At 59.4% G+C, this 25,143-nt stretch carries 25 protein-coding genes and 1 pseudogene; 19 read left to right on the forward strand and 7 right to left on the reverse strand.

Going from position 1 to position 25,143, the window contains the following annotated elements; translation table 11 throughout:
• The 3 genes from AAE514_RS00005 to tnpC form a co-directional block, all read left to right on the forward strand.
• Positions 1 to 188, forward strand: a 188-nt coding sequence (locus AAE514_RS00005) for a transposase domain-containing protein (RefSeq protein WP_347329433.1), incomplete at its 5' end; no start/stop codon positions are given.
• A gap of 147 nt (positions 189 to 335) precedes the next feature.
• On the forward strand, positions 336 to 692 hold the full coding sequence (gene tnpB, locus AAE514_RS00010; RefSeq protein WP_347329434.1) for an IS66 family insertion sequence element accessory protein TnpB: 357 nt from the start codon (positions 336 to 338) through the stop codon (positions 690 to 692).
• Between the two features lie 22 nt (positions 693 to 714).
• Positions 715 to 2,271 (forward strand): IS66 family transposase, encoded by a 1,557-nt coding sequence (tnpC, locus tag AAE514_RS00015; RefSeq protein WP_347329435.1) that lies wholly within the window; start codon positions 715 to 717, stop codon positions 2,269 to 2,271.
• A 183-nt stretch (positions 2,272 to 2,454) separates the two neighbouring features.
• On the opposite strand, the gene AAE514_RS00020 is transcribed toward tnpC, so the two are convergent.
• Genes AAE514_RS00020 through AAE514_RS00025 form a run of 3 tightly spaced genes read right to left on the reverse strand, consistent with a single transcriptional unit; the run spans position 2,455 to position 4,014 of the window.
• On the reverse strand, positions 2,455 to 2,676 hold the full coding sequence (locus tag AAE514_RS00020; RefSeq protein WP_347329436.1) for a hypothetical protein: 222 nt from the start codon (positions 2,674 to 2,676) through the stop codon (positions 2,455 to 2,457).
• Positions 2,643 to 2,990 carry a transposase gene (locus AAE514_RS18535; RefSeq protein ID WP_430623869.1) on the reverse strand — a complete coding sequence of 116 codons (348 nt, stop codon included), beginning with the start codon at positions 2,988 to 2,990 and terminating at the stop codon, positions 2,643 to 2,645. The genes AAE514_RS00020 and AAE514_RS18535 overlap by 34 nt, the downstream gene beginning before the upstream one ends.
• Entirely contained in the window at positions 2,971 to 4,014 is a 1,044-nt protein-coding gene (locus AAE514_RS00025; RefSeq protein WP_347329437.1) for a TldD/PmbA family protein, read from the reverse strand. The genes AAE514_RS18535 and AAE514_RS00025 overlap by 20 nt, the downstream gene beginning before the upstream one ends.
• Before the next feature lie 263 nt (positions 4,015 to 4,277).
• On the opposite strand from AAE514_RS00025, the gene AAE514_RS00030 reads away from it, so the two are divergent.
• The 3 genes and pseudogenes from AAE514_RS00030 to AAE514_RS00035 all read left to right on the forward strand — a co-directional run bounded on the left by AAE514_RS00030 (position 4,278) and on the right by AAE514_RS00035 (position 5,963).
• Positions 4,278 to 4,688 carry an NIPSNAP family protein gene (locus tag AAE514_RS00030; protein ID WP_347329438.1) on the forward strand — a complete coding sequence of 137 codons (411 nt, stop codon included), beginning with the start codon at positions 4,278 to 4,280 and terminating at the stop codon, positions 4,686 to 4,688.
• A 37-nt stretch (positions 4,689 to 4,725) separates the two neighbouring features.
• A pseudogene (locus tag AAE514_RS18540) lies at positions 4,726 to 4,896 on the forward strand (glyoxalase superfamily protein); the annotation flags it as partial.
• 95 nt (positions 4,897 to 4,991) lie between these two features.
• On the forward strand, positions 4,992 to 5,963 hold the full coding sequence (locus tag AAE514_RS00035) for a glycerophosphodiester phosphodiesterase family protein (protein ID WP_347329439.1): 972 nt from the start codon (positions 4,992 to 4,994) through the stop codon (positions 5,961 to 5,963).
• Between the two features lie 206 nt (positions 5,964 to 6,169).
• On the opposite strand, the gene greB is transcribed toward AAE514_RS00035, so the two are convergent.
• Entirely contained in the window at positions 6,170 to 6,697 is a 528-nt protein-coding gene (gene greB / locus AAE514_RS00040) for a transcription elongation factor GreB (protein ID WP_347329440.1), read from the reverse strand.
• A gap of 2 nt (positions 6,698 to 6,699) precedes the next feature.
• The gene (locus tag AAE514_RS00045) at positions 6,700 to 8,631 is read right to left on the reverse strand and encodes a S9 family peptidase (protein ID WP_347329441.1); all 1,932 of its coding nucleotides are present in this window, start codon (positions 8,629 to 8,631) and stop codon (positions 6,700 to 6,702) included.
• A gap of 510 nt (positions 8,632 to 9,141) precedes the next feature.
• On the opposite strand from AAE514_RS00045, the gene tilS reads away from it, so the two are divergent.
• The 13 genes from tilS to rpoS all read left to right on the forward strand — a co-directional run bounded on the left by tilS (position 9,142) and on the right by rpoS (position 22,013).
• A complete protein-coding gene (gene tilS, locus AAE514_RS00050; RefSeq protein WP_347329442.1) occupies positions 9,142 to 10,518 on the forward strand; it encodes a tRNA lysidine(34) synthetase TilS in 1,377 nt (458 codons plus the stop codon).
• Between the two features lie 127 nt (positions 10,519 to 10,645).
• Positions 10,646 to 12,274, forward strand: coding sequence for a CTP synthase (pyrG, locus tag AAE514_RS00055; RefSeq protein WP_347329443.1), 1,629 nt, complete (start codon positions 10,646 to 10,648; stop codon positions 12,272 to 12,274).
• A 46-nt stretch (positions 12,275 to 12,320) separates the two neighbouring features.
• Positions 12,321 to 13,172, forward strand: coding sequence for a 3-deoxy-8-phosphooctulonate synthase (gene kdsA / locus AAE514_RS00060; RefSeq protein WP_347329444.1), 852 nt, complete (start codon positions 12,321 to 12,323; stop codon positions 13,170 to 13,172).
• 30 nt (positions 13,173 to 13,202) lie between these two features.
• Positions 13,203 to 14,492: a phosphopyruvate hydratase gene (eno, locus tag AAE514_RS00065; protein ID WP_347329445.1), complete on the forward strand. Its 1,290-nt coding sequence runs from the start codon at positions 13,203 to 13,205 to the stop codon at positions 14,490 to 14,492.
• A gap of 198 nt (positions 14,493 to 14,690) precedes the next feature.
• Positions 14,691 to 14,966 (forward strand): cell division protein FtsB, encoded by a 276-nt coding sequence (gene ftsB, locus AAE514_RS00070; RefSeq protein WP_347329773.1) that lies wholly within the window; start codon positions 14,691 to 14,693, stop codon positions 14,964 to 14,966.
• Between the two features lie 39 nt (positions 14,967 to 15,005).
• The gene (gene ispD / locus AAE514_RS00075; protein WP_347329446.1) at positions 15,006 to 15,731 is read left to right on the forward strand and encodes a 2-C-methyl-D-erythritol 4-phosphate cytidylyltransferase; all 726 of its coding nucleotides are present in this window, start codon (positions 15,006 to 15,008) and stop codon (positions 15,729 to 15,731) included.
• Positions 15,732 to 16,211, forward strand: a complete 480-nt coding sequence (gene ispF, locus AAE514_RS00080; protein WP_347329447.1) for a 2-C-methyl-D-erythritol 2,4-cyclodiphosphate synthase — start codon at positions 15,732 to 15,734, stop codon at positions 16,209 to 16,211.
• A gap of 45 nt (positions 16,212 to 16,256) precedes the next feature.
• The gene (locus AAE514_RS00085) at positions 16,257 to 17,222 is read left to right on the forward strand and encodes a YheT family hydrolase (RefSeq protein WP_347329448.1); all 966 of its coding nucleotides are present in this window, start codon (positions 16,257 to 16,259) and stop codon (positions 17,220 to 17,222) included.
• Positions 17,219 to 18,223, forward strand: a complete 1,005-nt coding sequence (gene truD, locus AAE514_RS00090) for a tRNA pseudouridine(13) synthase TruD (RefSeq protein WP_347329449.1) — start codon at positions 17,219 to 17,221, stop codon at positions 18,221 to 18,223. Before AAE514_RS00085 ends, truD begins: the two co-directional genes overlap by 4 nt.
• An 84-nt stretch (positions 18,224 to 18,307) precedes the next feature.
• The gene (locus tag AAE514_RS00095) at positions 18,308 to 18,952 is read left to right on the forward strand and encodes a protein-L-isoaspartate(D-aspartate) O-methyltransferase (RefSeq protein WP_347329450.1); all 645 of its coding nucleotides are present in this window, start codon (positions 18,308 to 18,310) and stop codon (positions 18,950 to 18,952) included.
• 61 nt (positions 18,953 to 19,013) lie between these two features.
• Entirely contained in the window at positions 19,014 to 19,934 is a 921-nt protein-coding gene (locus tag AAE514_RS00100; protein ID WP_347329451.1) for a DUF368 domain-containing protein, read from the forward strand.
• A 610-nt stretch (positions 19,935 to 20,544) separates the two neighbouring features.
• Positions 20,545 to 20,895, forward strand: a complete 351-nt coding sequence (locus tag AAE514_RS00110) for a peptidoglycan DD-metalloendopeptidase family protein (RefSeq protein ID WP_347329774.1) — start codon at positions 20,545 to 20,547, stop codon at positions 20,893 to 20,895.
• Positions 20,896 to 20,999: 104 nt separating this feature from the next.
• On the forward strand, positions 21,000 to 22,013 hold the full coding sequence (gene rpoS, locus AAE514_RS00115) for an RNA polymerase sigma factor RpoS (RefSeq protein WP_347329452.1): 1,014 nt from the start codon (positions 21,000 to 21,002) through the stop codon (positions 22,011 to 22,013).
• A gap of 91 nt (positions 22,014 to 22,104) precedes the next feature.
• Here rpoS and fdxA read toward each other — a convergent pair whose 3' ends face one another.
• Together fdxA and mutS are read right to left on the reverse strand one after the other, a co-directional pair.
• Positions 22,105 to 22,428 carry a ferredoxin FdxA gene (gene fdxA / locus AAE514_RS00120; RefSeq protein ID WP_027330792.1) on the reverse strand — a complete coding sequence of 108 codons (324 nt, stop codon included), beginning with the start codon at positions 22,426 to 22,428 and terminating at the stop codon, positions 22,105 to 22,107.
• A 53-nt stretch (positions 22,429 to 22,481) separates the two neighbouring features.
• Positions 22,482 to 25,118, reverse strand: a complete 2,637-nt coding sequence (gene mutS / locus AAE514_RS00125) for a DNA mismatch repair protein MutS (RefSeq protein WP_347329453.1) — start codon at positions 25,116 to 25,118, stop codon at positions 22,482 to 22,484.
• Positions 25,119 to 25,143 lie beyond the last annotated feature (25 nt).

Genomic DNA, 25,143 nt, shown 5'->3' on the forward strand with positions numbered 1-25,143 from the left:
GCTTGATCAGCACCTGTAAGCTGCATGGGATCAATACCTACACCTACTTGACCGATGTGCTGCTTCGCATCAGTGAGCACCCGGCCAGCCGGGTGGAAGAGCTGACGCCCCGGGCGTGGAAAGACACCTTCGCCGATCAGCCGCTCCGATCAGACCTCTACAGGGCCGTCAACCACGCCTCTGAATGAACGGTTACAGTCTAGTGGCTTTACACAGGCGATGGTCAGCAAGCCCCTTGCCGCCGATCAAGTCACTTTGCACTACGGCCCCGTCACTGTAAAGCTGCCCGCAAGCAATGCACAAACCATCGCACAGCTGGTCAAGGCCTTAGCCGCATGATCCATTGGCCCGAGGACATCAAGGTCTACCTGCACCGGGAGCCGGTGGACTTTCGCAAGGCGATCAATGGGCTGAGCGTCATCGTCCAAGATGAAATGGCGCTCTCGCCCTTCGACGCCGCGTTGTTCGTCTTCTGCAACAAGAAGCGCACCCAGCTCAAAGTGCTGTACTGGGACGAAACCGGCTTCGCGCTCTGGCAAAAGCGCCTGGAGCGCGACAAATTCAAGTGGCCCAGGCGGTGGCCGGATGATCCGGTAGTGCTGGATCACGAACAGTGGCAATGGCTGCTGCGTGGCTTCGACATCACGCAATTAAAGCCCCATAAAACCCTATTTTATCGAGACGTTGCTTAATCAGTTTTGGTAAAATGGCGGTATGACCGATGCCGCCACACTCCAAGCAGAAAATGCTCGACTTCAAGCGCAGCTTCAAGAGAAAGAGGCGCTTCTACAATCGCGCGAGCGGCATATCCAAACTCTGGAAGAGTTGATCAAACAGTTCAACCGCAAGCAGTTCTCCGCCAGCAGTGAAAAGCTCTCCAAAGATCAGCTCGACCTCGGCCTGTTCAACGAAGCCGAATCCACCCATATGGATGACGATGCTGACACAGGGTCCACTGACTCAGAGCCCGAAAACACCGTAGAGGTACCCGGGCACCAGCGTCGCAAGAAGCCGCGTGTCAGCCTACCTTCCCATCTACCGCGCGAAGACGTGCTGTATGAGCTGTCGGAGTCGGAGCGTGTGTGCCCTCACGATGGCACTGAACTCAAAGCCATCGGCACCGAAGATCACGAGCAGCTGGAAATCATCCCGGCTCAGGCCAAGGTCATCGTGCACCGCCGACAGAAGTACGTCTGTCCTTGCTGCGAGCAACACCACGCGACGGCTCCCAAGCCCAAGCAACCGATCGAGAAAAGCATCGCCGCCCCGGGCATGCTGGCCTACGTGGCGACCCAGAAATACTGCGACGCCTTGCCACTGTACCGCCAGAGCGAAATCTTCAAGCGCGTCGGATTAGAGTTGGATCGAACCAACCTCGCTAACTGGATGATCCGCTGTGGCGAGCTGGTGCAACCGCTCATTAACCTGCTTCACGAGCAACTACTGGAGCAACCGGTTATCCACCTGGATGAGACCACGGTTCAGGTACTCAACGAGCCGGGTAAGAGCGCTGAAAGCCAAAGTTACATGTGGGTCATGGGAGGCTTCTCCGCCAGCCCGGCCGTCTTGTTCCACTACGCCGATTCGCGACGCCAATCGGTGCCGCTGGAGCTGCTCGATGAGAGCGTCGGGGCAATTATGGTCGATGGCTACGAGGGCTATGAAAAAGCCTGCCAGCAGTACCATATTACCCGAATCGGTTGCTGGGCCCACGCCCGGCGCAAGCTGATGGACGCTAAAGCGGTCCAGAAGAAAGGCAAAACCGGTAAAGCCGACCAGGGGTTGGCGTTTATCCAAAAGCTATACGCCTTGGAGAAGGCCATCAAGGAACAGCCACCGGATGAGCGTTACCGAAGGCGGCAACAAGAAGCCAAACCGGTCATCGACAAACTCAGGGCCTGGCTTGAGAAAAGCCTGCCCCAAGTGCCGCCGCAAACGGCGGTCGGCAAGGCGCTGCATTATCTGCACACCCAGTCGCACCGCTTGGCGCGTTACCTGGACGACGGCGCTTATCCGATCGACAATAACCGGGCGGAGAACGCCATCCGGCCGTTCACGGTGGGCCGGAAGAACTGGCTCTTCGCCAACAGCCAGACGGGCGCCAAAGCCAGCGCCAACCTGTACAGCCTGATCGAAACGGCCAAAGCCAATGGGCTGAATCCGTACGATTACCTGAAGACGGTTTTTAAAGAGCTACCCAACGCGCAGAGCGTTGAGGCCATCGAGACGCTGCTGCCTTGGAACGTTAGCACCAATCCCAGATTGCCTTAACCGGGTGGTTGGTTAGGCGCTTACGTCGATCAGAGCCAGCCAGTCGGATTTGGTGCGGTACTTTTTCATGTGAACCCCCCCATGGTTGAAAACTGGGAGGTTACTTGGCCAGGTTCAGATCGGGTAGTGGGTGGTTGGTTTGGCGCTTACGTTCAACAGTGTGCTGGCGATCCGGGAGGCTGGTCATTCGTCCTCGTCTTTGGGGCCCCAGATCGCCTTGGCTTTTTTTGAGAGCGTCAGCAGCGCAGCGGTTTCGGTCAGCGCTTTGTCTTTGTACTTGAGCTCGCGCTGCAGCTTTTTAACCTGCTGGCGCTCGGCTTTGACGCCCTGGCGAGTCTGGCGCTGCTGCTCTTCAGTGGAGGCGTTTGCGCCTATGCAGGCCTTGCGCCAGTCTTCGACCCACACGGGCTGTAACCCCCCTTGGATCGGCAATACTCGCCAAACTCAGTCTCGCTGAGACTGGCGGTCTCCAGGACAACCCGGAATTCTTCTTCGCTGCTCCACTGTCCTGGAGCGGCGGATCTGGATGGCAAAACGGCACCTCGTTCTCTGGCGGCTTTACGCCAATTGTACAGGGTCCCAGTGCTGATGCCTTCCTGTCGGGCCACCTCGGCCACGGTCAGGCTTTGGGGTGGCGCCATCCTCCAGAAAATGGCGGCCTTGCGCTCATGAGAGTAATGTTTCGTTGTCGTCCTCGCTTCAATTGAGGCGACAACTATGCTGACCTATAGGGATCAGCGGCTCATCGTCGGGCGCGTAGGCCCGGGCGTTGCCGGTGGCCGCGTTGCCAAAACGCGAGGTGGTTTCCCGGTTGTGCATAAAGTCCGTGAGTATGCCGTCCTTAATCAGGGGCACGTCCTGCGCTGGCGTGCCTTCGTCGTCGGCATAGACGGGAACGGCCAGCTCTTCACCGTTGTAGCTGTGGGCAAAGTCGACCATGCTCACCAGGTCGCTGGCGATCCGTTGGCCGCGCAGGTCGCCGGTCACGGCACCACCGAGCACCAGGTCGGCTTCGCAGGGGTGGCCCATGGCTTCATGAGCGAGAATGCCGGCCAGGTCGGGCGCCAGCACGACGGTCTGCAGGCCGCCTTTGGCGTGCACGGCTTCGCGCTTGGCCAACAGGTGCTCGTAGAGCCCGTCGAGTTGGGACTCCACTGACGCCATCGACAGGTCCAGGTTGCCGAAGCTGCCTTTGCCGCTGATGACATGACCCAGTTCAACCGGTTTGCCATCCTTATCCGTGACGGTCAGCTTCAGGTAGGCCATGGCTCGGGAAATGTTGTTGAACTCTCGGGCGCCTACACTGTTCTGAATGTGCTTGTCGTGGTATTCATCCAGAGCCACTGTCGTGACCGAGACCACCTTTTCGTAGCGGCGGCGAACCAGGTCCGTCACCGCCTGCAGCCACTCAATCAACTGCTGTGATGACCAGTTCGGTTGGCAGGCGATGCCATGTTCGCCCTGGTAGCCTTCCTGAGGCAGGGGCCGGCTTTCGCCGCCGAACAGCTGCATGGCTTTGGCGTTGGCCAGGGCGATATTGCCGAGCGTGTCGGCACCGGTGGGCTGGGTCGTGGAGGCGAAGCCCCAGTAGCCGCTCTGGTAGGCGCGGGCGGACTGGCCGCTGGCGTGCGAGCTGTTGTTGGCCATCAGGTTGCCGTCGACCAGCACGATCTGGCGCTTGCGCAGCTCGTGCTCACGGAATTCGTTGTACTCACCGGCACGGGTGAAGGGGGCAAAAGACATGGGGTATTCCTTGCGCTCGAGAATGGAAAGCAGCTTAGCAGAGCGCTGAGGGTAAAACAAAGCGCCCCGCGCCGCGCCAGTCGCGACCTGTTTATGCCGTATGTTGGCAGTAACGCCAAAATCGTGCACACTTTGTTTCCAAGACTCTTAGCGCATGCGCTCCATGGCCCATCACCGGTTGAATTGGCCTTTCTGGGGGCTCGGCAAGACGTCCACCCTCACATCGGGTGTTTTCAGGTTTTACCACGCGAGGAATAACAACAATGAACATTCTAACCGTCACTCGGGCCTTTTCGGCCTGCCTGCTTTTCTCCTTGGCGCTGTCTGTGCAAGCGGAACCGACAAAGGTCTTCGAACTGAGAACTTATACGACTCATGAAGGTCGACTCCCTGCCTTGCATGAACGCTTCAAGAACCACACCACCGGATTCTTTGAGAAACACGGCATGCGCAATATCGGCTACTGGGTACCCAGCGATCCGGAGAGAGCCGATAACACACTCATTTATATTCTTGAACACGATAGTCGCGAAGCCGCCGCCCAGAGTTGGAAGGCCTTTGGAGCGGACCCCGGCTGGCAGAAAGTTTATAAAGAATCGAGAGAAGACGGCGCTATCGTTAAACACATTGACTCTGTTTTTATGACCGCCACGGAGTACTCCGCCATTCAGTAAAGTCCCACGGAATCACTGATGCGGTAGCCCCGGCGCGGCCCTTCGAATTCAAGTCGATGATGTCGAGCCGTATCATGAGCTTCTGCTTGGCAAGAACTATAAATACGCCAGGCCTGGGGTACAAGAGATGCCGTGGAGCAGCAAGGACATGGCGATTTCCGACCCATTTGGTAACCGGCTGGTATTTACTAGCGCAATCATCATTTAACGGAGCCAGTCGACTGAGGCCTCCCTTGCCTTGGAGATTGTTGTGGATGTCTGAACTCGGTTGTGACGAAACTTGGCCTTACGAGGGACGGTACTTTGAAGAAAAGAACAATAACCTTGGCCGTAGTCGCGGTTTTCGCCGCGAGCGTATACGGCTTTAACGCCTCCTGGCGGGTTGCACCTGAATCCGGTGGGCTGAAACTTCTTTCCCACCGTGGTGTGCACCAAACGTTTCACCGTGAAGGGCTGACGAACAACACCTGTACTGCCCAACGCATCGAGTCGCCCAAGCACGATCACATCGAAAACACCATTCCTTCTATGCGCGCCGCCTTTGACGCAGGAGCGGACGTTGTCGAGCTGGATGTGCATCCCACGACCGACGGCTATTTCGCCGTGATGCATGACTGGACACTGGATTGCCGCACCGAAGGGCAGGGTGTGACTCGCAGTCACGATCTCGCGTACTTGAAAACGTTGGACTTAGGCTACGGTTATACCGCCGACGCAGGCAAAACCTTCCCCTTGCGCGACAAAGGTATTGGTATGATGCCCGAACTTGGGGAAGTCTTCGCCGAATTTCCGGACAAACGCTTTCTCATAAACTTCAAAAGCCAAGAGGCAAGGGAAGGTGACATGCTCGCCGCATTGTTGGCTGAACATCCAGAGTGGCGGCAAGCGGTATGGGGTGTATACGGCGGTGACGAACCGACCTGGCGAGCGACGGCGCTATTGGGTGATGATCTACTCGGTTTTTCCCGTGCCAGCGTTAAAGACTGCCTCAAACGCTATATAGCTCTTGGCTGGACAGGCCATATGCCCGCGTCTTGCCACAATACCGTTGTCATGGTGCCCATCGATATAGCCCCTTGGCTCTGGGGTTGGCCGAACCTGCTGAGTCAACGCCTGCGCGACGTGGGGAGCGAGGTTGCCCTGATTGGCCCAATGGATGACGTTGGTACTCCGTCTATCGATACGCTGGAGCAGTTGGCAATGGTGCCGAAGGGTTTTTCCGGCTACGTATGGACGGATAAGATTGAGGTTGTTGGGCCGGTGGTACGGGATTAGCGGGTGAATATCGGAGCAACAGCATGATTTCGGGAACCCAGGGCTACGCGGAGCAGGCGGCATCCGTCTCCATTGATTGAGTGGCTGAAGGATAGTCTGCCGGATCTTGCCTCGGTGCTTGCACGTGATCAACGGGACTCGTCTCGCGTTTCGGCATTCAAGCTAAAAGGGCGTGCGGCATAACGATTAAAACCTCCGCTAAACAATTATGCTGTAAGGTACGGGTCCTCGTAAGGCTTGTACTCAATCGCCGTTATCCAATAGCATTTCTTGCCGTCCTCGGGGGTGTGTAGAACGACCTCGTCATCCACTTGCTTACCCAACAACAGACGAGCCAAAGGTGCATCCACGCTCAGTTGGCCTCGGCTTACATCAAACTCATCGGGCCCCACAATCTGATACGTCGTCTCGTCACCGTCTTCGTTTTCTACGGTGACCCAGGCTCCGAAGAACACTTTGCTGCGATCATCCGGTAGGCGGTCGACAATCGTCACTTCTTCCAGTCGTTTGGTCAGAAAGCGAACCCGGCTGTCGATTTCCCGCAGGCGTTTCTTGCCGTAAATGTAGTCCCCGTTTTCCGAGCGGTCGCCGTTCTTGGCCGCTTCGTGCACCACGTTGGTCACCTGTGGGCGCTCCACTTTCCACAGTTGCACCAGCTCTTCCTTCAGCCGGCGGGCGCCGGCTGGGGTGATGTAGGCGGAGCCTTTGGGGCGGGGCGGACGCCAGCGACCCATGCTTAGCTGCCCTCCGGCAGGTTGGCGATGTCCAGGGGTTCAATCGGGTCCGCGGGGATAAAGTTGAACACCCGGCCGTAGAAGTAGAGTTCGGCCTCCAGGGCCCGCTCAATGTTCGGTCCCTGGCGGAAGCCGTGGCCCTCTTCGGGGAACAGCACCATCGCGTTGGCGATGCCTTTTTCCGTCAGTGCCTTCACCATGGCCTCGGCCTGATTCGGGGGCACGATTTTGTCTTCCTCGCCTTGCAGGAAAATGACCGGGCACTGCAGCTGTTCGACGTGGCGAATCGGGGAACGCTCACGGTAGGTGGCTTGTGCCTCCGGGTAGGGGCCTACGAGGGTATCCAGGTAGCGGGACTCGAATTTGTGGGTGTCTTTCGCCAGCGCTTCCAGGTCGCCAATACCGTAGAGGCTGGCACCGGCCTGGAAAGTGTCGCTGAAGGTGAGGGCGGCCAATACCGTGTAGCCGCCGGCGCTGCTGCCGCGAATGGCGCAGCGCTGGGCATCGACCCAGCCTTTGTCGGCGAGATAGGTGGCGCCGCTGCAGACGTCGATCACGTCGGTCACGCCCCAGTTGCCCTTGAGCCGGTCCCGGTAGCGGCGGCCGTAACCGGTGCTGCCCCGGTAGTTCACATCGAGTACGGCGAAGCCTCGGCTGGTCCAGAACTGGATTTTGAGATTGAGCGCGGTTTGCGTCGCGCCGGTGGGCCCGCCGTGGCACATGACCAGCAGCGGCGGGCGCTCCTGTTCGGGGCCTTCGAAGTCCGGATTGTGGGATGGGTAGTAAAAGCCGTGGGCGGTTTCCCCATCGGTGGTTTCAAAAATGGTCGCTTCCGGCGAGGACAGATAATGCGGGTCCGGGTCGGACTGGGCCGAGCGGGCCAGGGGCATCAGCGCTTCGGCTTCCTCTGGGCGGAAGGCCCAGAGGAAAGGGCTGTGTTGGGCGTTGGCGCCGAGGAACAACCCTTTGCCGTTGCCGCACCGCACGCTGTTGATTTCCGTGAGCCCGGTGTCGATCGGGGTGAGGCTGCCGTGGGTCAGGTCCAAACGGGCGAGTTGCCAGTGGCCTTCCTGGGTATAGGTGCACAACACCGTGTTGGCGCCGAGGAAGTCGTAAGTGGACATGCCAAACACCCACTGGGGCGTGGCGAACTCCGCTTCCAGGTGGCAGAGCTCTTCCGCCTCCTCGCCGTTCCAGCGATACAGGTTCCACCAGTTGGTGCGATCGGACACAAAATACAACGTGCCGTCCGGCGACCACTGGGGCTGGAAAATAGACTCTTCCTTGCCCCCGGCGATCACCCGGTCGTCAGTGACTGAGCCGGCTTCGTCCAATGCCGCCAAGTGGCACTCGGTGCCGTCCCAGGGCATGTTGGGGTGGTTCCAGCACAGGTAGCTCAACTCTTGACCGTGAGGGCTGAGACGGGGCGTGCAGTAAAAGTCCGCGCCGCTGGCCAGTACCTCGACGTCATTGTCGCCCTGAAGCGAAATGGCCACTATCTCGCTGCGCTCCTCTTTGCCTTCTTCGGAGTGGTCTTCCCGCACACAGATCAGCCGTTGGCGCTCCGTGTCGACGCTCAGGTCGGCGTAGCGGTAAGGCCCCTCGGGAGTGACCGCTTTGAGGTCGTCGCCCAGAAGGCGGTAGATGCGCTGGTCGCTGTCGAGCACCAGGTAGACCACGCTGTCTTCGACGCAGTAGCTGCCGCCGCCATATTCATGGGTGCGGACGCTGTGGGGCGCGGGGGTGCGATCGGAGCGCAGGCCTTGGGCGTCGAGTTTGACGAGGACGGAGCGGCCTTTTTCGCTGGGGCGCGATTCGAGCCAGTAGGTGTCGTCGCCGTCGATGTGGGGTTCGCTCAGGCGTACGGTTCCCTGTGTGAGGGTGTGTGCTTTGATGGGGGATTTCCAGCTGCCGTAGGGGGCGGTGGTAGCCATGGGGGTCCTTTTGTTTGGTGGTTTGGCTGTCTGTCGTCTGTGGCGTCCGGCCAACGGTCATGGACAAGCGATAACCGAACGGTGACAATGCTTCAATTGTCAGTCAATAGTAAGCACGAATCAACGGGTCTGATGAATTGCTTTGAAAGACCCCTGAGATAGCATTGAGTCCGGTGGATGCGGTGTAGACTGGTTGAAAACCCACCGTGAATACATCCATGGGGGCTTCTCATCGGCATCCATGCCTCAGAGAGTTTTCAACCAGTCTACACCGCACCCACCTCAGTGCCAGTTAGCCCCTTGGGAGTGAACTTCCAAGTGAAAGCGTAACCGCTACAGTTGATATTGGCACTGAGGCGAAGGAGGGGAATAGCCATTGGAGACTCTCTGAGGCATGGATGCCGATGAGAAGCCCCCATGGATGGGTTCACGGCGGGTCTCCAATGGCTATTCCCCTCCTTCGCCGGGCTTTATGCCCCACTAAACATGAACCAGTGAAGCCACCCGATAATGAATGCCATTTCTCAGCTGCTGAGCCAGTTGCCGCGAGATAACCATTACTGTGTTGCGTTCAGTGGTGGGCTGGACTCCACCGTGTTATTGCATGCCGTGGTGGAAGCGCTGCCAAAAGGACAGGTGAGGGCCATTCATATCCACCACGGCCTCTCCCCCAATGCCGACCAGTGGCAACAGCACTGCGAAACCACCTGCGCCCAATGGAACGTTCCGCTCACCACCGTTCGGGTCAACGTCCAGACCGACGGCAAAGGCCTCGAAGACGCCGCGCGCCAGGCCCGGTACCACGCATTCGAACAACACCTCAAACCCGGTGACATACTCCTCACCGCCCACCACAGCGATGACCAGGTCGAAACCCTCCTGCTTCGTCTCGCGCGCGGATCCGGCCCCCGAGGGCTTGCGGGAATGGCTTCCGCTCGTCCGCTCGGGCAGGGCGAGCTCTGGCGGCCTTTGCTGCCCGTGTCCCGGGAAACATTGCTGGCCTATGGCCGGGAGCATGAGCTGCAATGGATCGACGACGAAAGCAACGAGGACCCGCGCTTTGACCGGAACTACCTGCGCCATCAGGTGTTGCCACCGCTACGCCGGCGCTGGCCGGAACTCGGGGAGCAATGGGGGGCGAGCGCCGCGCTGTGCGGTGAGGCCGATCAGCTGCTTCGGGAGTACGCTCGGGATGACCTTGAGCGGTTGACGGTCGACGCCCCGGGTGTCGTGCCGGAGCCCTCCCCGGTGTTGTCGCTGAACGGGCTTCGGGCGCTTTCTGCCAGTCGGCGCCAGTGGGTGCTTCGCTGTTGGTGTGAAACCAGCGGGGCGGGGCTGCCCACGCGGGAGGCGTTGGCGCAGATCGAGGCGCAGTTGATTCAGGGGCGGGAGGATGCCCAGGCATTGGTTGCCGTGGGAGACCGGTCGGTTCGGCGGTTTCGGGGTGGCCTCTATCTGGTTCCCGCCCTTACCGGAGGGGAGTCGCCCGAGGGGCCGGTGCCTCTGTCGTTGGAAGGAAAATACGCCTCTGTGGATTTGCCGGGTGGAGGGGCGCTTCAGGTGGAGTGGGGCGGCGAAGCCGATGTTCGGCTGAGTGCCCATTTGGGGCCACTGACGCTCCGCTGGCGTCGAGGTGGGGAGCGCTGTCAGCCGGTGGGGCGCGCTCACTCCCAGACCCTGAAGAAGTTGCTGCTGGAATACGAGCTGCCGCCCTGGTGGCGGGAGCGCATTCCTCTGGTTTACTCGGGAGAGACGCTGGTGGCGGTGCCTTCGCTCTGGGTGTGTGAGGGTTTTCAGGCCGCTGAGGGCGAGTCTGGCTACCGCTTGCGCTGGTTTCCGGAGGTTGTCTTCGAGCAGGCCTGGCAGCCTGCTGCGGGCAAGTTTTGATTGAGGCGATTAGGCCTTTCTGGTACTCTGGCGCCCCGTCCTGAAGAGAAATACCTGAGCGTTTGTCCGCTGCGCTTCGCCCCCCGGTATTTGTCTGTTCCTCTTATCGTATTGAACAAGGTTTTACATGACGCGATATATTTTCGTAACCGGTGGTGTGGTTTCGTCTTTGGGTAAGGGGATTGCCTCCGCCTCCTTGGCGGCCATCCTGGAATCCCGTGGCCTTAAGGTCACCATCCTCAAGCTCGACCCCTACATTAATGTCGATCCCGGCACCATGAGCCCCTTTCAGCACGGCGAGGTGTTCGTCACCGAGGATGGTGCGGAAACGGACTTGGACCTGGGCCATTACGAGCGTTTCATCCGTACCAAAATGACCCGGCGCAACAACTTCACCACGGGCCGGGTGTATGAAACGGTTCTGCGCAAGGAGCGCCGTGGCGACTACCTTGGTGGTACCGTGCAGGTTATTCCCCATATCACCGATGAAATCAAACGCCGAATCCTCGAAGGTGGCCGCGACGCCGATGTGGCGTTGGTGGAAATCGGCGGGACGGTGGGCGATATTGAATCCCAACCGTTTCTCGAAGCGGTGCGCCAGCTCAAAGTCGAGCTGGGGCCGAAGAATTCCATTTTGATGCACCTGACGCTGGTGCCCTACATCGCCACCGCCGGCGAGACCAAAACCAAGCCCACTCAACACTCGGTTAAAGAGCTGCGCTCCATTGGCTTGCAGCCCAATATTCTGTTGTGCCGCTCCGAGCGGGAAGTGGATGAAGACTCCCGCCGCAAAATTGCGCTGTTCACCAACGTGGATGAGCGCGCGGTGGTGCCGCTGCCGGATGCCGGTACCATCTACGCCATTCCGCGCATGCTGCACGAGTTTGGCCTGGACGACATTATCGTCGAGCAGTTTGAACTGGAATGCGGCCCAGCCGACCTGAGCGAGTGGGACCGTGTCGTGGATGGCAAGCTGCATCCGGAGCATGAAGTCACCATCGCCATGGTGGGCAAGTACATGGAGTTGCTGGATGCCTACAAATCCCTGATTGAATCGTTGACCCATGCCGGCATTCACGCCCGCACCAAGGTCAATATGATTTACATCGACGCCGAGCAACTGGAAGAGCAGGGCGAAGAGCTCCTGCGCGAGGCGGATGCCGTGCTCGTGCCCGGCGGTTTCGGCAATCGCGGTGTGGAAGGCAAGTTAATGGCCGTGCGCTATGCGCGGGAAAACAAAGTGCCGTACCTGGGCATTTGCCTGGGCATGCAGTCTGCGGTGATTGAGTTTGCCCGCAACGTCGCCGGCCTTAAACATGCCAACAGCACCGAGTTTGACAAGCATACCCCAGACCCGGTGGTTGGCTTGATCACTGAGTGGGTGGACACCAGCGGGCGCCGGGAAAAGCGCGATGACAGCTCGGACTTGGGAGGCACCATGCGCTTGGGCGGGCAGGAAAGCCGTCTGGTGGCCGGTTCCAAAACCCGCGAGATTTACGGCAAGGATGTGATTCTCGAGCGCCACCGTCACCGCTACGAAGTCAACAACAACTACGTGGACCGGCTGCAAACCGCCGGGCTTCGCATCGGTGGCTGGTCCTCCGACGATACCCTGGTGGAAGTGGTGGAGCTGCCGGATCACCCCTGGTTTGTGGCCTGCCAGTTTCACCCGGAGTTTACCTCCACCCCGCGCGATGGGCACCCGCTGTTTACCAGTTTTGTGAAGGCGGCTCTGACCCGCCAGCAAACGGTTTGAATTTTCGAGCGGGCCCGTCCCGCTCCTCGGACAAAGTGAGACTGTAGTGACTAAACGAGATATTGCCATTGCCGACTTGACGGTGGGCAACCATCGTCCGTTTACGCTCTTCGGCGGCATGAACGTGCTTGAGTCCCGGGACCAGGCGCTGCGCGTGGCGGAAGCGTACGTGGAAGCGACCACGAAGCTGGGTATTCCCTACGTGTTCAAAGCCTCGTTCGATAAGGCCAACCGCTCGTCGATCCACTCCTTTCGCGGCCCGGGAATGGAAGAAGGGCTGAAAATCTTCAGCGATATCAAAGAGACCTTCGGCGTCCCGGTCATTACCGACGTGCATGAAACCTGGCAGTGCCAGCCGGTGGCCGACGTGTGCGACGTGATTCAGTTGCCCGCGTTTCTCGCCCGCCAGACCGACCTGGTAAAAGCCATGGCCGAGACCGGGGCGGTGATTAACATCAAGAAGCCGCAGTTTTTGAGTCCCGGCCAGATGAAAAACATCGTGGAGAAATTTCGCGAGTGTGGCAATGACAGAATTATCCTGTGTGAGCGCGGCAGCAACTTCGGGTACGACAACCTGGTGGTGGATATGCTGGGTTTTCGGACCATGCGCGATGTCAGTGGTGACGCCCCTATTATTTTTGATGCCACCCACGCCCTGCAGTGCCGCGACCCGCTAGGCGAGGCCTCGGGCGGACGGCGCCACCAAGTGGCGGAGCTGGCCCGAGCGGGTATGGCCGTGGGCCTCGCGGGCCTGTTCCTGGAAGCACACCCCGACCCGGACAACGCCAAGTGCGACGGGCCGAGCGCCTTGCCGCTAGATAAGCTGGAGCCGTTTCTGGCCCAGATCAATGCCATTGATGAGGTGGTGAAATCCCTGCCGCCTCTGGATATTCAATAACCTTTTATTCGCAAACGGAGCAATCTACGCATGAGCAAAATTGTCGATATCAAAGCTTTTGAAGTTCTGGACAGCCGGGGCAACCCGACCGTCAGCGCGGAAGTGATTCTGGAAAGCGGCGCGGTGGGTTCCGCCTGCGCCCCCTCCGGTGCCTCCACCGGTTCGCGCGAAGCGCTGGAACTTCGCGATGGCGACAAGTCCCGCTACTTGGGCAAAGGCGTGTTGAAGGCGGTAGAGAACATCAACACTACCATCCGCGATCTGCTGCTGGGCAAAGACGCCACCGACCAGCGCGCGCTGGACCAGGCGATGCTGGACGCCGACGGTACCGAGAACAAAACCAAGCTCGGCGCCAACGCCATTCTGGCGGTGTCCCTGGCGGCGGCCAAGGCGGCGGCGATTGCCAAGAACGTGCCCCTGTATCAGCACATTGCCGAAATCAACGGTACCGCCGGTAAGTACTCCATGCCCGTGCCGATGATGAACATCCTCAACGGTGGCGAGCACGCTGATAACAACGTGGACATTCAAGAGTTCATGATCCAGCCCGTGGGTGCCAAGAACTTCTCCGAAGCGCTGCGCACCGGTGCGGAAATCTTCCACGCCCTGAAAAAAGTGCTGAGCGAAAAAGGCCTGAGCACGGCCGTGGGTGATGAAGGTGGTTTTGCGCCGAACCTGCCCTCCAACGAAGAAGCGTTGCAAGTGATCGGCCAGGCGGTCGACAAGGCCGGCTACAAGCTGGGTGAGGACGTGACCCTGGCGCTGGACTGCGCGGCCTCTGAGTTCTACAAAGACGGCAAGTACGATCTGTCTGGCGAAGGCAAAACCTTCAGCGCGGAAGAGTTCTCCGACTACCTGGCGGACCTGTCCTCCAAGTACCCGATCATCTCCATCGAAGATGGGCTGGATGAAAGCGATTGGGATGGTTGGGCGTACTTGACCAAGAAGCTGGGCGACAAAGTTCAGCTGGTGGGTGACGACCTGTTCGTCACCAACACCAAGATTCTGCAAGAAGGCATCGACAAGAAGATCGGCAACTCCATTCTGATCAAGTTCAACCAGATCGGCTCTCTGACCGAGACCTTGAATGCCATCAAGATGGCTCAGGACGCTGGCTACACCGCGGTGATTTCCCATCGCTCCGGCGAGACCGAAGACACCACTATTGCGGATCTGGCCGTGGCCACCGCCGCCGGTCAAATCAAGACCGGTTCCCTGTGTCGCTCGGACCGTGTCTCCAAGTACAATCGTCTGCTGCGCATTGAGGCGGAGCTGAACGGATCCGCTCCGTACCGCGGCCGGGCCGAATTTAAGGCCTAAGCCGGTTCGAAAGAGGCGCCGATTGGCGCCTCTTTCGTTTTAGCCTTCCTCTGCTCTTATCTGAGCCCTCTCCCCGCTCCCCCAATGAAGCGTCGCGACTGAACAAGCGCCACGCTTTGGTGTAAACTCTCCTCACACGCTTGGGGTCGGATGCCGCTCCGTGGCACATCCGATTAAAGAGTCCCGGATATGACCGTCATGAAAGCACTATTGGCTGTACTTCTTATTTTGCTGACCGGCCTGCAATACCGCCTTTGGATTGCCGAGGGCAGTTGGGCGGATGTCGCTCGCCTGGAGCGTAAAATTGAGAAGCAAAGCAGCGAAAACGAGCGGCTCAAAGAACGAAACCGTCGCTTGTCCACCGAGGTGCAAGCGCTCAAGAACGGGATGGACAGCATCGAGGAAAGAGCGCGGGAAGACCTTGGAATGATTCGCGAGGGCGAGACGTTCTACATGATGGTAGACCCCCAATAACCAAAGCGCCGACTGACCGCACAGGCATCGATAAACAGTATGGAAAAACACACCGGGCCAGCTTTGAAGGGCCGTTACTGGGTGGTTGTCCCAGCCGCGGGTATCGGTACCCGCATGCGCTCGGATCGGCCCAAGCAATATCTGCCGCTACGCGGCAGAACTCTATTAGAGCACACCGTCGAGAGGCTGCTTGAGATTCCCGCTCTGGCTGGGCTGGTGCTAGCCCTGAACCCTAAGGATCCGTATTGGGAGCAGCTGCCCCTGGCGGCCAACCCCCGAGTGGCGGTGGTGGACGGGGGCAGCGAGCGTAGCCGTTCGGTATTGAATGCTCTGAATTACCTGACGCTCCAGGCGCGGGCCGATGATTGGGTCATGGTGCATGATGCGGCCCGCCCTTGTATTACCCAAAGCGCGATTGCCGGCCTGTGCCGACATACGGCGAAGCATCCCGTGGGCGGTATTCTCGGGGTGCCCGTGGGCGATACGTTAAAACGAGTGGGTTCCGGTCATGCCATTCTGGATACTTGTGATCGACGCGGCCTATGGCAGGCGCAAACCCCTCAGCTGTTTCGCTACCAGCTGCTGCACCAATGCCTGACCCGGGCGCTGGCCAACGGCGAGACCGTTACCGACGAAGCTTCGGCACTGGAAGTGGCTGGCTACCAACCGCTGATTGTCGAGGGGCGTTCCGACAATATTAAAGTGACCCGGCCCGAGGACTTGGCTCTGGCCGAGGCCATTGTTCAACAACAGGAGCAACTGTAAATGCGAGTAGGTCAGGGCTTTGACGTGCATGCGTTCGGCCCCGGTGACAAGGTGGTCATCGGCGGCGTCATTATTCCCCACGAACGCGGCTTGGTAGCCCATTCCGATGGTGATGTCCTGTTGCACGCGCTGTGTGATGCGCTGCTGGGCGCGGCGGGGCTCGGGGACATCGGCCGTCATTTTCCCGATACCGACCCCGGCTACAAAAATGCGGACAGTCGCGCTCTGCTGCGCATGGTCTACGCCAAGGTCAAGGCCGAAGGTTGGGTGTTGGCGAATGCCGATATGACCGTTATCGCCCAGGCGCCCCGGCTTTCCGGGCATGTTCGCCACATGGTGGATCGCATCGCCGATGATCTGGAAAGTGAGCGCGGCCAGATTAATATAAAAGCGACCACCACCGAACGCCTCGGTTTTACCGGCCGGAAAGAAGGCATTGCCGCTCAGGCCGTCGTTTTGTTGCAGCCAGCTCATGCGTGAGCTTGACCGGCTATTAGAGCCTGACTTTTTGTTAGAGAAACCGCCATGCCTCTGAGCCCCAGTGATTACCGCGCCCCCTGGTGGCTTCCGGGCGGGCATTTACAGACCCTGGTGCCCCGTTATCTTCGTCGCTTGGCGCTTACCGGGGAGTTGGTTGAAATTGAGCTCAATGATGACGATGTGCTCTATGGCGAGCTGCACCGCGGCACGGACCCCGAGGCGCCGCTTCTGATTCTCTCTCACGGGCTCGAAGGCAGCGCCCGCAGTGGTTACATGCTGGGGGCGGCTCGAGCGGCGTTGGCCGAAGGTTGGTCCGTGCTGGCTTGGAACCTGCGCAGCTGCGGTGAGCGATTGAACCGTACCCCGCGAATTTACCACTCCGGCTGCAGCGATGATTTGGACCAGGTGATCCGTTGGGCGGAGCACGAAGGGTTCCGGCGAATTCGCCTGGCCGGATTTTCCCTCGGGGGCAACGTGACGCTCAAATGGCTGGGAGAGCAGGGCGAACGGGCCTTGACCCGAGGGGTTGAGAGCGCCGTGGCGGCCTCGGTGCCTCTTGATCTTCTCGCCTGCGTGCGCACGCTTGAGTGCCCGACGAACTGGGTGTATCACAAGCATTTCGTGCGTTCCATGAAGCAACGCTTGCTGGCCAAGGCGGCGCAATTTCCCGAGCACTTTGATCTCGCCCGGCTGAAGGGCATGAACACGCTCTGGCAGTTGGACGAACACTACACCGCGCCGCTCAACGGTTTTCGCGATGCGGCGGATTACTACGCCCGTTGCAGTGGCCGCTTTTTTCTCTCCGGTATTCGGGTGCCGACCCTGCTGGTGACCGCGCGCAATGACCCTTTTTTCGACGAGTCATGCTTTCCGGAGGAAGAGGCCCAGCGCCTGCCGCACTTTACATTGGAGGTGCCGGAGACCGGAGGTCATGTGGGGTTTTGGCAGGGGCCCGGCGCCTGGTGGCTCGAGCGGCGTTTGATTCGGCACCTGAACGGGGTTCCTACATGAGCACAACAGAGTTTGATCTTGAGAACACTCGCGCCTGGGGCGGCCCGCTGATACGGGGTGGCTTTCGCGCGGTACCGGAAGACTTTCAGGTGGACGAGTCCCTGGGTTTTGAGCCCGATGGTGTGGGCGAGCACTGGTTGGTTCAGGTTCGCAAGCGCGGCGATAACACCGCCTGGGTGGCCGGGCAGCTCGCCCGTTGCGCCGGTGTGGGAGTTAAAGACGTGGGCTACTGTGGCCTGAAGGACCGCCACGCCGTAACCACCCAGTGGTTTAGCATTTACCAGCCACGGGGCGATGAGCCCCGGTGGGCGGAGCTGGAAGCCCAGGGCATTATGCCGCTGCGCTGGGGGCGCCACGGTCGCAAATTGCGCCGTGGGCAGCATGAGAGCAACCGCTTTGTCATTCGGTTGCGCGATATTGCCCCCCTTAAGCCGGGAGCGGGGGAGCACCTAGACGAACACCTACAACAAATAGCGGCAAACGGCGTGCCCAACTACTTTGGCCCTCAGCGTTTCGGCTGGGACGGGGGCAACCTCGTTCGTGCTCGGGACTGGTTGGTGCACGGTCGTGCCATCCGGCAGAGACAGCAGCGGTCCATGGCGCTCTCCGCCGCCCGCTCCTGGCTATTCAACCGCGTTCTCGAAGCGCGGGTTCGAGGGGGGAGCTGGCGCACTACGTTGCCGGGTGAACCGCTCGCCGAAGCCACCGGCCCCTTGTGGGGCAGGGGGCGACCGCTGGTGCAGGGGCAGGCCCTGGAGTTTGAAACCGAGGCCCTGGCACAGTGGGGTGACTGGCTTGCGAAGCTGGAGCACGTGGGGCTGAACCAGGAGCGCCGTGCCCTAGGCCTGCGGCCGGAGGGGTTGAGCTGGCACCGGGAAGAGGGCGACCTGGTCCTGGCGTTCGCTCTGCCGCCGGGCACCTTCGCCACCGCCGTGCTCGCTGAACTGGCCGATTTGGATACCGCCTCCACGGAGGCGACGACAGGCGCCTCTGTGCTATAGTGAGCGCTTTGAAAACGTGCGATATTGACAGCTAGAGTTCTGGGGATACACGCAGTGACAAGTCTGACTTTGGAAGGTGTGGGAATGACTTCCCAGCGTACGCGGGAACGGTTGGTGCAACGGCTTGCGGACAAAGGGGTGAGTAACTTGCAGGTGCTAGACACCCTGCGCAATACGCCGCGTCACTGGTTTCTGGACGAGGCCCTGTCTCATCGTGCCTATGAGGATACCGCGCTGCCAATTGGTTATGGCCAAACCCTCTCCCAACCCTATGTTGTCGCCCGTATGACCGAAATCCTGCTCGGTGCCGCCGGTGGCAAGCTGAACAAGGTGCTTGAAGTGGGCACCGGGTCGGGCTACCAAACCAGCGTCCTCGCCCAACTGGTGGGGGAAGTGTACAGCGTCGAGCGCATCAAACCCCTTCAGGACAAGGCCCGTGCGCGTTTGCGGGAGCTGGGCCTGCGCAATGTCCACCTCAAGCACGCCGATGGCGGCTTCGGCTGGCCGGAGGCCGGTCCTTTCGATGGAATTTTGAGTACCGCCGCTCCTCGCTTTGTGCCCCAGGGGCTGCTGGACCAGCTCGGTCCCAATGGTGTTCTGGTAATCCCCGTGGGAGACCAGACCCAATCCCTTAATTTGGTGATGCGCGAGGGTGACTCAGAAAAGTTTGTCACCCAGGTGCTCGAACCGGTCAAGTTTGTTCCGCTTCTATCCGGAAAAAGCGGCTGATTTGCCCGTGTCAGACGTTACCCCCCGTAAAACACGCACTCGCTCCGTGCAAGCGACACTCATGCTGGGCCTCAAAGGGATGGCCATGGGCGCCGCCGATGTGGTGCCCGGTGTCTCCGGTGGCACTATTGCTTTTATTTCCGGCATTTATGACGAGCTGCTCGACTCCTTGCGCCGCTGGACGCCGGCGGCCCTGGGCGTTTGGTACCGCGAAGGTTTTCTAGCCTTCTGGGAGCACACCAACGGCAACTTTTTGCTAACCGTGTTCGGTGGGGTGCTGCTGAGTATTTTTTCCCTGGCCAATGTTGTGAGCTACGCCTTGGAGTATCACCCGTTGTTGGTGTGGGGCTTCTTTTTCGGCTTGGTGGTGGCCTCGGTGGTGTATATCGGTCGCGGCCTAGCCCTGCGCAACCCTCAAGTATGGCTCGGGCTGGCAGCGGGCACATTGGTCGCGCTTTTGATCTCTTTCGGTAAGCCGATGCAACTGCCCGATGAGTGGTGGATGGTGTTTTTAGCCGGCAGCATTGCCATTTGCGCCATGATTTTACCGGGGGTTTCCGGAAGCTTCTTGCTGTTGTTAATGGGGATGTACCCGGTCTTCATTCAAGCGGTGGCGGATCTGAATTGGTGGATTCTCGGTTGTTTTCTGGCCGGCTGTGTGACCGGACTCCTGGTGTTTTCCCATTTTCTGAGTTGGCTGCTGCATCGGTTCCGAGAGCAAACATTGGCGGTATTGACCGGTTTTTTGATTGGTTCACTCAATATTATCTGGCCCTGGAAGCATACCGTCCAGACGTATGTAGACCGCCACGGAGAGGAAGTTCCACTGGTGCAAGACAACCTCTGGCCAATGGCTTACGGCTCCGTCACTGGAAATGATCCCCACACCGCCATGGTTTTGGTATTGATGGCACTGGGTTTGTTTCTGGTTTTGGGGTTGGAGTACTGGGCCTCGAAAAACGATGAAAACCTAAGTCAATGAAAGTCGTTAGGCCCACTAATAGTGGGTTTTGCGACGCTGTTGTTACAATTGGTACAGTGAATGCGCGGTGTTACAACTCTCATTTTAGAGTATTTTCTAATAAGGAGAGGAGGTTAATCGCCAATTCAAATAAAGCTTGTGGAGTCGCGGGCAACTTGATGTGAAAGTGACTATTTCGGACAAGCCAACCTTTCGAACTTGCAAAGTCAGTACAGTGATCTATATTTTGATCGCTCTGTTGCTGATATCCGCCTGTTCCTCCCAGCCCGCACAGGTGGTGAACCGGGAACAACCCCCTAGTCGCAAAATTCAACATCATCGAGTAAGCCCCGGCGAAACCCTGTATTCCATTGCTTGGCGGTACGACGTTGATCATCGCCGGCTCGCCAAGCATAACGGTATCCGCCCACCTTTCACGATATACCCGGGGCAAATGCTTCAGTTGGACGTTGGTAGTGGGCCTGTCGAGTCAGCCGCCCCGCCCCCCGCCATCGCAAAGGAGTCCCCGTCCACTGAGAAAGCAACCCCCCGTTCGAAAAATCAAACAACGAGTAAACCCGCTCCTACCAGTCCCCCTTTGGTTACCGGCGCCCCCCAATGGCGCTGGCCGGTGAAAGGCCGCGTGCTCAGTGCCTTCGGTGCATCCACGGGCTTGAACCAGGGTATTGATATCGATGGAAAATTGGGAGACTCTGTACTTGCAGCCGCCGCTGGGCAAGTGGTTTACGCCGGAAACGGGCTGCGTGGGTACGGCAATCTGGTGATCATAAAACATAATGATACCTTTCTAAGCGCTTACGCCCACAACCGACGCCTGACAGTGTCTGAGGGCGACTCGGTCAAAGCTGGCGAAGTCATTGCCGAAATGGGAGCCACTGGAGCCGATAGTGTGCGTTTGCACTTTGAAATTCGGCGCGATGGAAAACCCGTTGACCCAATCGGGTATTTACCCAAGCGGTGAACTACACCGCGCTTTGGAAGTTCGTAGTATAAAGATAATTTGGGTAAGGCCGATAAAAGCCTAGGGGCGGCTTAAGTTGGCCAAGACAAAGAGAGGGGTGATCTATGGCACTGCAAGAACGGCACGCAAAATCGGAGCGTGAATCAACGGTATCGGTTCACGAGATTGACTTTAACGATGAAGCGGTGACATTGTCTGAGGACGAACCTGTCGCCGCCCCCACCATTACCGCCCGGCGCGAACGGGCCAGTGTCGACCGAACGGGTGATGATCATTTCTCCAAGAGTCTCGATGCGACTCAGCTCTACCTTAACGAAATTGGTTTCTCTCCGCTGCTCAGCGCCGAAGAAGAAGTCTACTTTGCGCGCCGTGCGCTGCGGGGCGAGGACGCTGCCCGGCGTCGCATGATTGAAAGCAACCTGCGGCTGGTGGTCAAGATTTCCCGCCGCTACGTCAACCGCGGCCTGGCGCTGCTCGATTTGATCGAGGAGGGTAATCTGGGCCTGATTCGAGCGGTTGAAAAGTTTGACCCGGAACGCGGGTTCCGTTTCTCCACTTACGCCACTTGGTGGATTCGCCAGACCATTGAACGGGCGATCATGAACCAGACGCGCACCATTCGCCTGCCCATTCATGTGGTGAAAGAGCTTAATATTTACCTCAGAGCCGCACGGGAGTTGACCCAGAAGCTTGATCACGAGCCTTCTTCCGATGAGATTGCCACCTTACTGCAAAAACCGGTGGCGGATGTGGAGCGGATGCTGGGGCTCAATGAGCGAGTCACTTCCGTCGATAGTCCGATTGGCAACGCCTCGGATCGCTCGGTGGTGGATACCATTCCTGACATTAACAATTCAGATCCCGCCGCTCTGATGCAGGATGGGGACTTGAATGCCAGCTTGGACCGCTGGTTGGACGATTTAAGTGAAAAGCAGCGTGAAGTGCTGGCCAGAAGGTTTGGCTTGCGCGGTCACGAAGTCTGCACCTTGGAAGAGGTGGGGCACGAAATCGGCCTGACGCGTGAACGGGTTCGCCAAATACAGGTGGAAGCCTTAAAGCGCCTGCGGGAAATCATTGAAAAGCAGGGCCTTAACAGCGAGGCGTTGTTCAGCGTCTAGACGCTGCCAGCCTCGACAAAACGCACGAACGAAAAAAGCCGGGCGGGAAACCGCTCGGCTTTTTTCATGTGAGCCTTTTTAGGCAGGGTGCTTACCGCTCCAGGTATTGCAGCTTGCCCTCGACCCCGTCCCACTCTTCGGCGTCCGCCGGAGCGTCTTTCTTTTCGGTAATATTGGGCCACACCTCGGAGAGCTCGGCGTTTAGCTCCAGGAAGACATCTTGGCCCTCGGGCAACTCGTCTTCGGAGAAAATGGCATCCACTGGACACTCGGGTTCACACAGCGCGCAGTCGATGCACTCGTCCGGGTGAATTACGAGAAAATTGGGGCCTTCATAAAAGCAGTCAACGGGGCAGACTTCAACACAGTCTGTGTGTTTGCATTTAATGCAGTTTTCCCCAACAACAAAGGTCATAGTGGACTCCAACTAACACGGTTCTGATTTGGGCGCTTATTCTAGCAGTATTCCTATTTTTTACCAGCCATGAGCGCTTTTAAGGCGTAGAGCTGCTCTAGGGCCTGCCGAGGGGACAGGTCGTCGGGCTGAACGTCGCTTAGGGCGTCCACCACCGGGTGAGGGCCGCTATCAAACAGCGCTCCCTGCACTGGAGCCTCCGGCGGCTCGTTGCTCGAGCGGGGTTCAGTCTCCGGCGCCCTTGAGAGCGCTCCGGTTGCCTTGGTGGGTACTTGCCGCTCGGCGTCGCCTTCCAACTGGGTCAGTTGGGTTTGCGCCTGGCTCAGCACGCCTTCGGGAATGCCGGCAAGCCGGGCGACTTGTAAACCGTAGCTCTTACTCGCGGGCCCTTCCTGGACTTTGTGCAGGAAGACGATGCTGTCGTGATGCTCGGTGGCGTCCAGGTGGACATTAGCGATACCCGGTAGCTCATCGGGCAGGCGGGTGAGTTCGAAGTAGTGTGTGGCAAAAAGCGTATAAGCCTTCACCTGTTCCGCCAAATGGCGGGCGCAGGCCCAGGCCAACGCCAAACCGTCGAAGGTGCTGGTGCCGCGGCCGATTTCGTCCATCAGCACCAGGCTGCGCGGCGTGGCGTTGTGCAGAATGTTGGCGGTTTCGGTCATTTCCACCATAAAGGTGGAGCGCCCTCCGGCCAGGTCGTCGGAGGAGCCGATGCGGGTGAAAATGCGGTCCAACATACCCACGCGGGCGTTCTCGGCTGGCACAAAGCTGCCGATGTGTGCCAGCAACACAATCAAGGCGGCCTGGCGCATATAGGTGGATTTACCGCCCATATTCGGACCGGTCACCACCAACATATGTCGCTGTTCCCCAAAGTTAAGGTCGTTGGGCACAAACGGCGCGTCGCTGACCTGTTCCACTACCGGGTGTCGACCGGCCTGGATGCTAATACCCGGCTCGGGGCTCAGTTCCGGGCGGCTCCAGCCCAGACTGTCGGCCCGTTCCGATAGGTTGGTCAGCAAATCCAGCTCGGAGACGGCCGCGGCGGACTGCTGTAGCGGAATTAGGTGGTCATTCAGTTGGTCGATCAGTTGTTCATACAGCAGTTTTTCCCGGGCCAGAGCCCGGCTCTTGGCGGACAGCGCTTTGTCCTCGAATTCTTTCAGTTCCGGGGTAATGAATCGCTCGGCGTTCTTGAGGGTCTGGCGCCGAATATAATCCGCTGGGGCCTGTGCCGCCTGGGCTCGGGTCAGCTCGATGAAGTAACCATGGACGCGGTTGTAACCCACTTTGAGGTTGGCAATGCCGGTGCGCTCACGCTCCCGTGTTTCCAGGTCCACCAGGTACTGCCCTGCGTTGTTGCTAATGTTGCGCAGCTCATCCAGTTCCTGATCGAACCCTTCGGCAATAACGCCGCCGTCGCGGATGACCACGGGCGGGTTTTCCACCAGCGCCCGTCCCAATAGCGCCACCGCTTCCGGGAATTCGCCCAACTGCTGTGCCAGTTCGCCGAGGTGCGGAGCCTCCAGGCGGGCGAGTTCCCCTTGGAGTTCGGGGTAGCAAGCCAGGGACGCATGCAGACGCGCCAAGTCCCGAGGGCGAGCGGAGCGCAGGGCCAGGCGGCCAAGAATCCGCTCCATATCGCCCACCCGTTTCAATATTCGGTGGATTACCTCAAAGGTGTAGTTGTTCTTCAGTTCCGCCACGGCGGCTTGCCGGGCGGTAAGCACGGGCAGGTCGCGCAGCGGACGGTTCAACCAGCGGCGCAACAGGCGCGAGCCCATGGCAGTGGCGCAGCGGTTAAGCACGCTGAACAGGGTGTTTTCTTCACTGCCGCCCAAATTAATGTCCAGCTCCAGGTTGCGCCGGGTGGCCGCGTCCATAGTGACCGCTTGCTCGCGGTTCTCGTGGCTCAGGCCCCGCACGTGGGGCAGGGCGGCGCGCTGGGTTTCCCGAGCATAGCCCAACAGGCAGCCGGCGGCGGCGATCGCGGTATGCAGGTGGTCGCAGCCGAAGCCCGCCAAGTCCTGAGTGCCGAACTGCTGGGTCAGCAGGCGCCGGGCCGTGTCCAGCTCGAATTCCCAGGGCCCGCGGCGGCGCAGCCCCCGGCGGTTCTCTACCAGTTCCGGGTTGGTCAAGTCATCGCTGACCAGCAGCTCCGCCGGGCGTAACCGCTGTAGTTCGCCCAGGGCCGCATCCAACCCTTCCACTTCGAGCACTTGAAACCGGCCGCTGGCGATGTCCAGCGAGGCCAGACCATAGGTGTCGCCGCTGCTGTGAAGGGCCACGAGCAAGTTATCCCGGCCGGAATCCAGCAGCGCCTCGTCACTGACCGTCCCTGGGGTCACAATCCGGACTACCTTCCGTTCTACGGGTCCCTTGGCTGCCGCCGGATCCCCGATCTGCTCGCAGATGGCGACCGAGACCCCCGCGCGCACGAGCTTGGCCAGGTAGCCATCGGCGGCGTGAAAGGGAATGCCGGCCATGGGAATGGGCTCGCCGTTGGACTTGCCTCGGGCGGTGAGGGTGACATCGAGCAGCTCGGCGGCGCGCTTGGCGTCGTCGTAGAATAGCTCGTAGAAATCGCCCATTCGGTAAAACACCAGCTCCTGCGGGTGTTCCGCCTTGATGCGCAGGTACTGCTGCATCATGGGGGTATGCGGGCTTTGGACATCCGAGGTATTGGGCATAGGATTGTTTTTCGCGATTCGTGGG

This window comes from Marinimicrobium locisalis, from assembly GCF_039822625.1.
Taxonomy (GTDB): Bacteria; Pseudomonadota; Gammaproteobacteria; order Pseudomonadales; family Cellvibrionaceae; genus Marinimicrobium; species Marinimicrobium locisalis.

Bases quoted from the DNA above. Each gene is read 5' to 3' on its own strand.
- tnpB (WP_347329434.1), top strand. From the start codon at position 336: ATGATCCATTGGCCCGAGGACATCAAGGTCTACCTGCACCGGGAGCCG.
- tnpC (WP_347329435.1), top strand. From the start codon at position 715: ATGACCGATGCCGCCACACTCCAAGCAGAAAATGCTCGACTTCAAGCG.
- AAE514_RS00025 (WP_347329437.1), bottom strand. From the start codon at position 4,014: ATGTCTTTTGCCCCCTTCACCCGTGCCGGTGAGTACAACGAATTCCGT.
- AAE514_RS00030 (WP_347329438.1), top strand. From the start codon at position 4,278: ATGAACATTCTAACCGTCACTCGGGCCTTTTCGGCCTGCCTGCTTTTC.
- greB (WP_347329440.1), bottom strand. From the start codon at position 6,697: ATGGGTCGCTGGCGTCCGCCCCGCCCCAAAGGCTCCGCCTACATCACC.
- AAE514_RS00045 (WP_347329441.1), bottom strand. From the start codon at position 8,631: ATGGCTACCACCGCCCCCTACGGCAGCTGGAAATCCCCCATCAAAGCA.
- tilS (WP_347329442.1), top strand. From the start codon at position 9,142: ATGAATGCCATTTCTCAGCTGCTGAGCCAGTTGCCGCGAGATAACCAT.
- pyrG (WP_347329443.1), top strand. From the start codon at position 10,646: ATGACGCGATATATTTTCGTAACCGGTGGTGTGGTTTCGTCTTTGGGT.
- eno (WP_347329445.1), top strand. From the start codon at position 13,203: ATGAGCAAAATTGTCGATATCAAAGCTTTTGAAGTTCTGGACAGCCGG.
- ftsB (WP_347329773.1), top strand. From the start codon at position 14,691: ATGAAAGCACTATTGGCTGTACTTCTTATTTTGCTGACCGGCCTGCAA.
- ispD (WP_347329446.1), top strand. From the start codon at position 15,006: ATGGAAAAACACACCGGGCCAGCTTTGAAGGGCCGTTACTGGGTGGTT.
- ispF (WP_347329447.1), top strand. From the start codon at position 15,732: ATGCGAGTAGGTCAGGGCTTTGACGTGCATGCGTTCGGCCCCGGTGAC.
- AAE514_RS00085 (WP_347329448.1), top strand. From the start codon at position 16,257: ATGCCTCTGAGCCCCAGTGATTACCGCGCCCCCTGGTGGCTTCCGGGC.
- truD (WP_347329449.1), top strand. From the start codon at position 17,219: ATGAGCACAACAGAGTTTGATCTTGAGAACACTCGCGCCTGGGGCGGC.
- AAE514_RS00095 (WP_347329450.1), top strand. From the start codon at position 18,308: ATGACTTCCCAGCGTACGCGGGAACGGTTGGTGCAACGGCTTGCGGAC.
- AAE514_RS00100 (WP_347329451.1), top strand. From the start codon at position 19,014: ATGCTGGGCCTCAAAGGGATGGCCATGGGCGCCGCCGATGTGGTGCCC.
- rpoS (WP_347329452.1), top strand. From the start codon at position 21,000: ATGGCACTGCAAGAACGGCACGCAAAATCGGAGCGTGAATCAACGGTA.
- fdxA (WP_027330792.1), bottom strand. From the start codon at position 22,428: ATGACCTTTGTTGTTGGGGAAAACTGCATTAAATGCAAACACACAGAC.
- mutS (WP_347329453.1), bottom strand. From the start codon at position 25,118: ATGCCCAATACCTCGGATGTCCAAAGCCCGCATACCCCCATGATGCAG.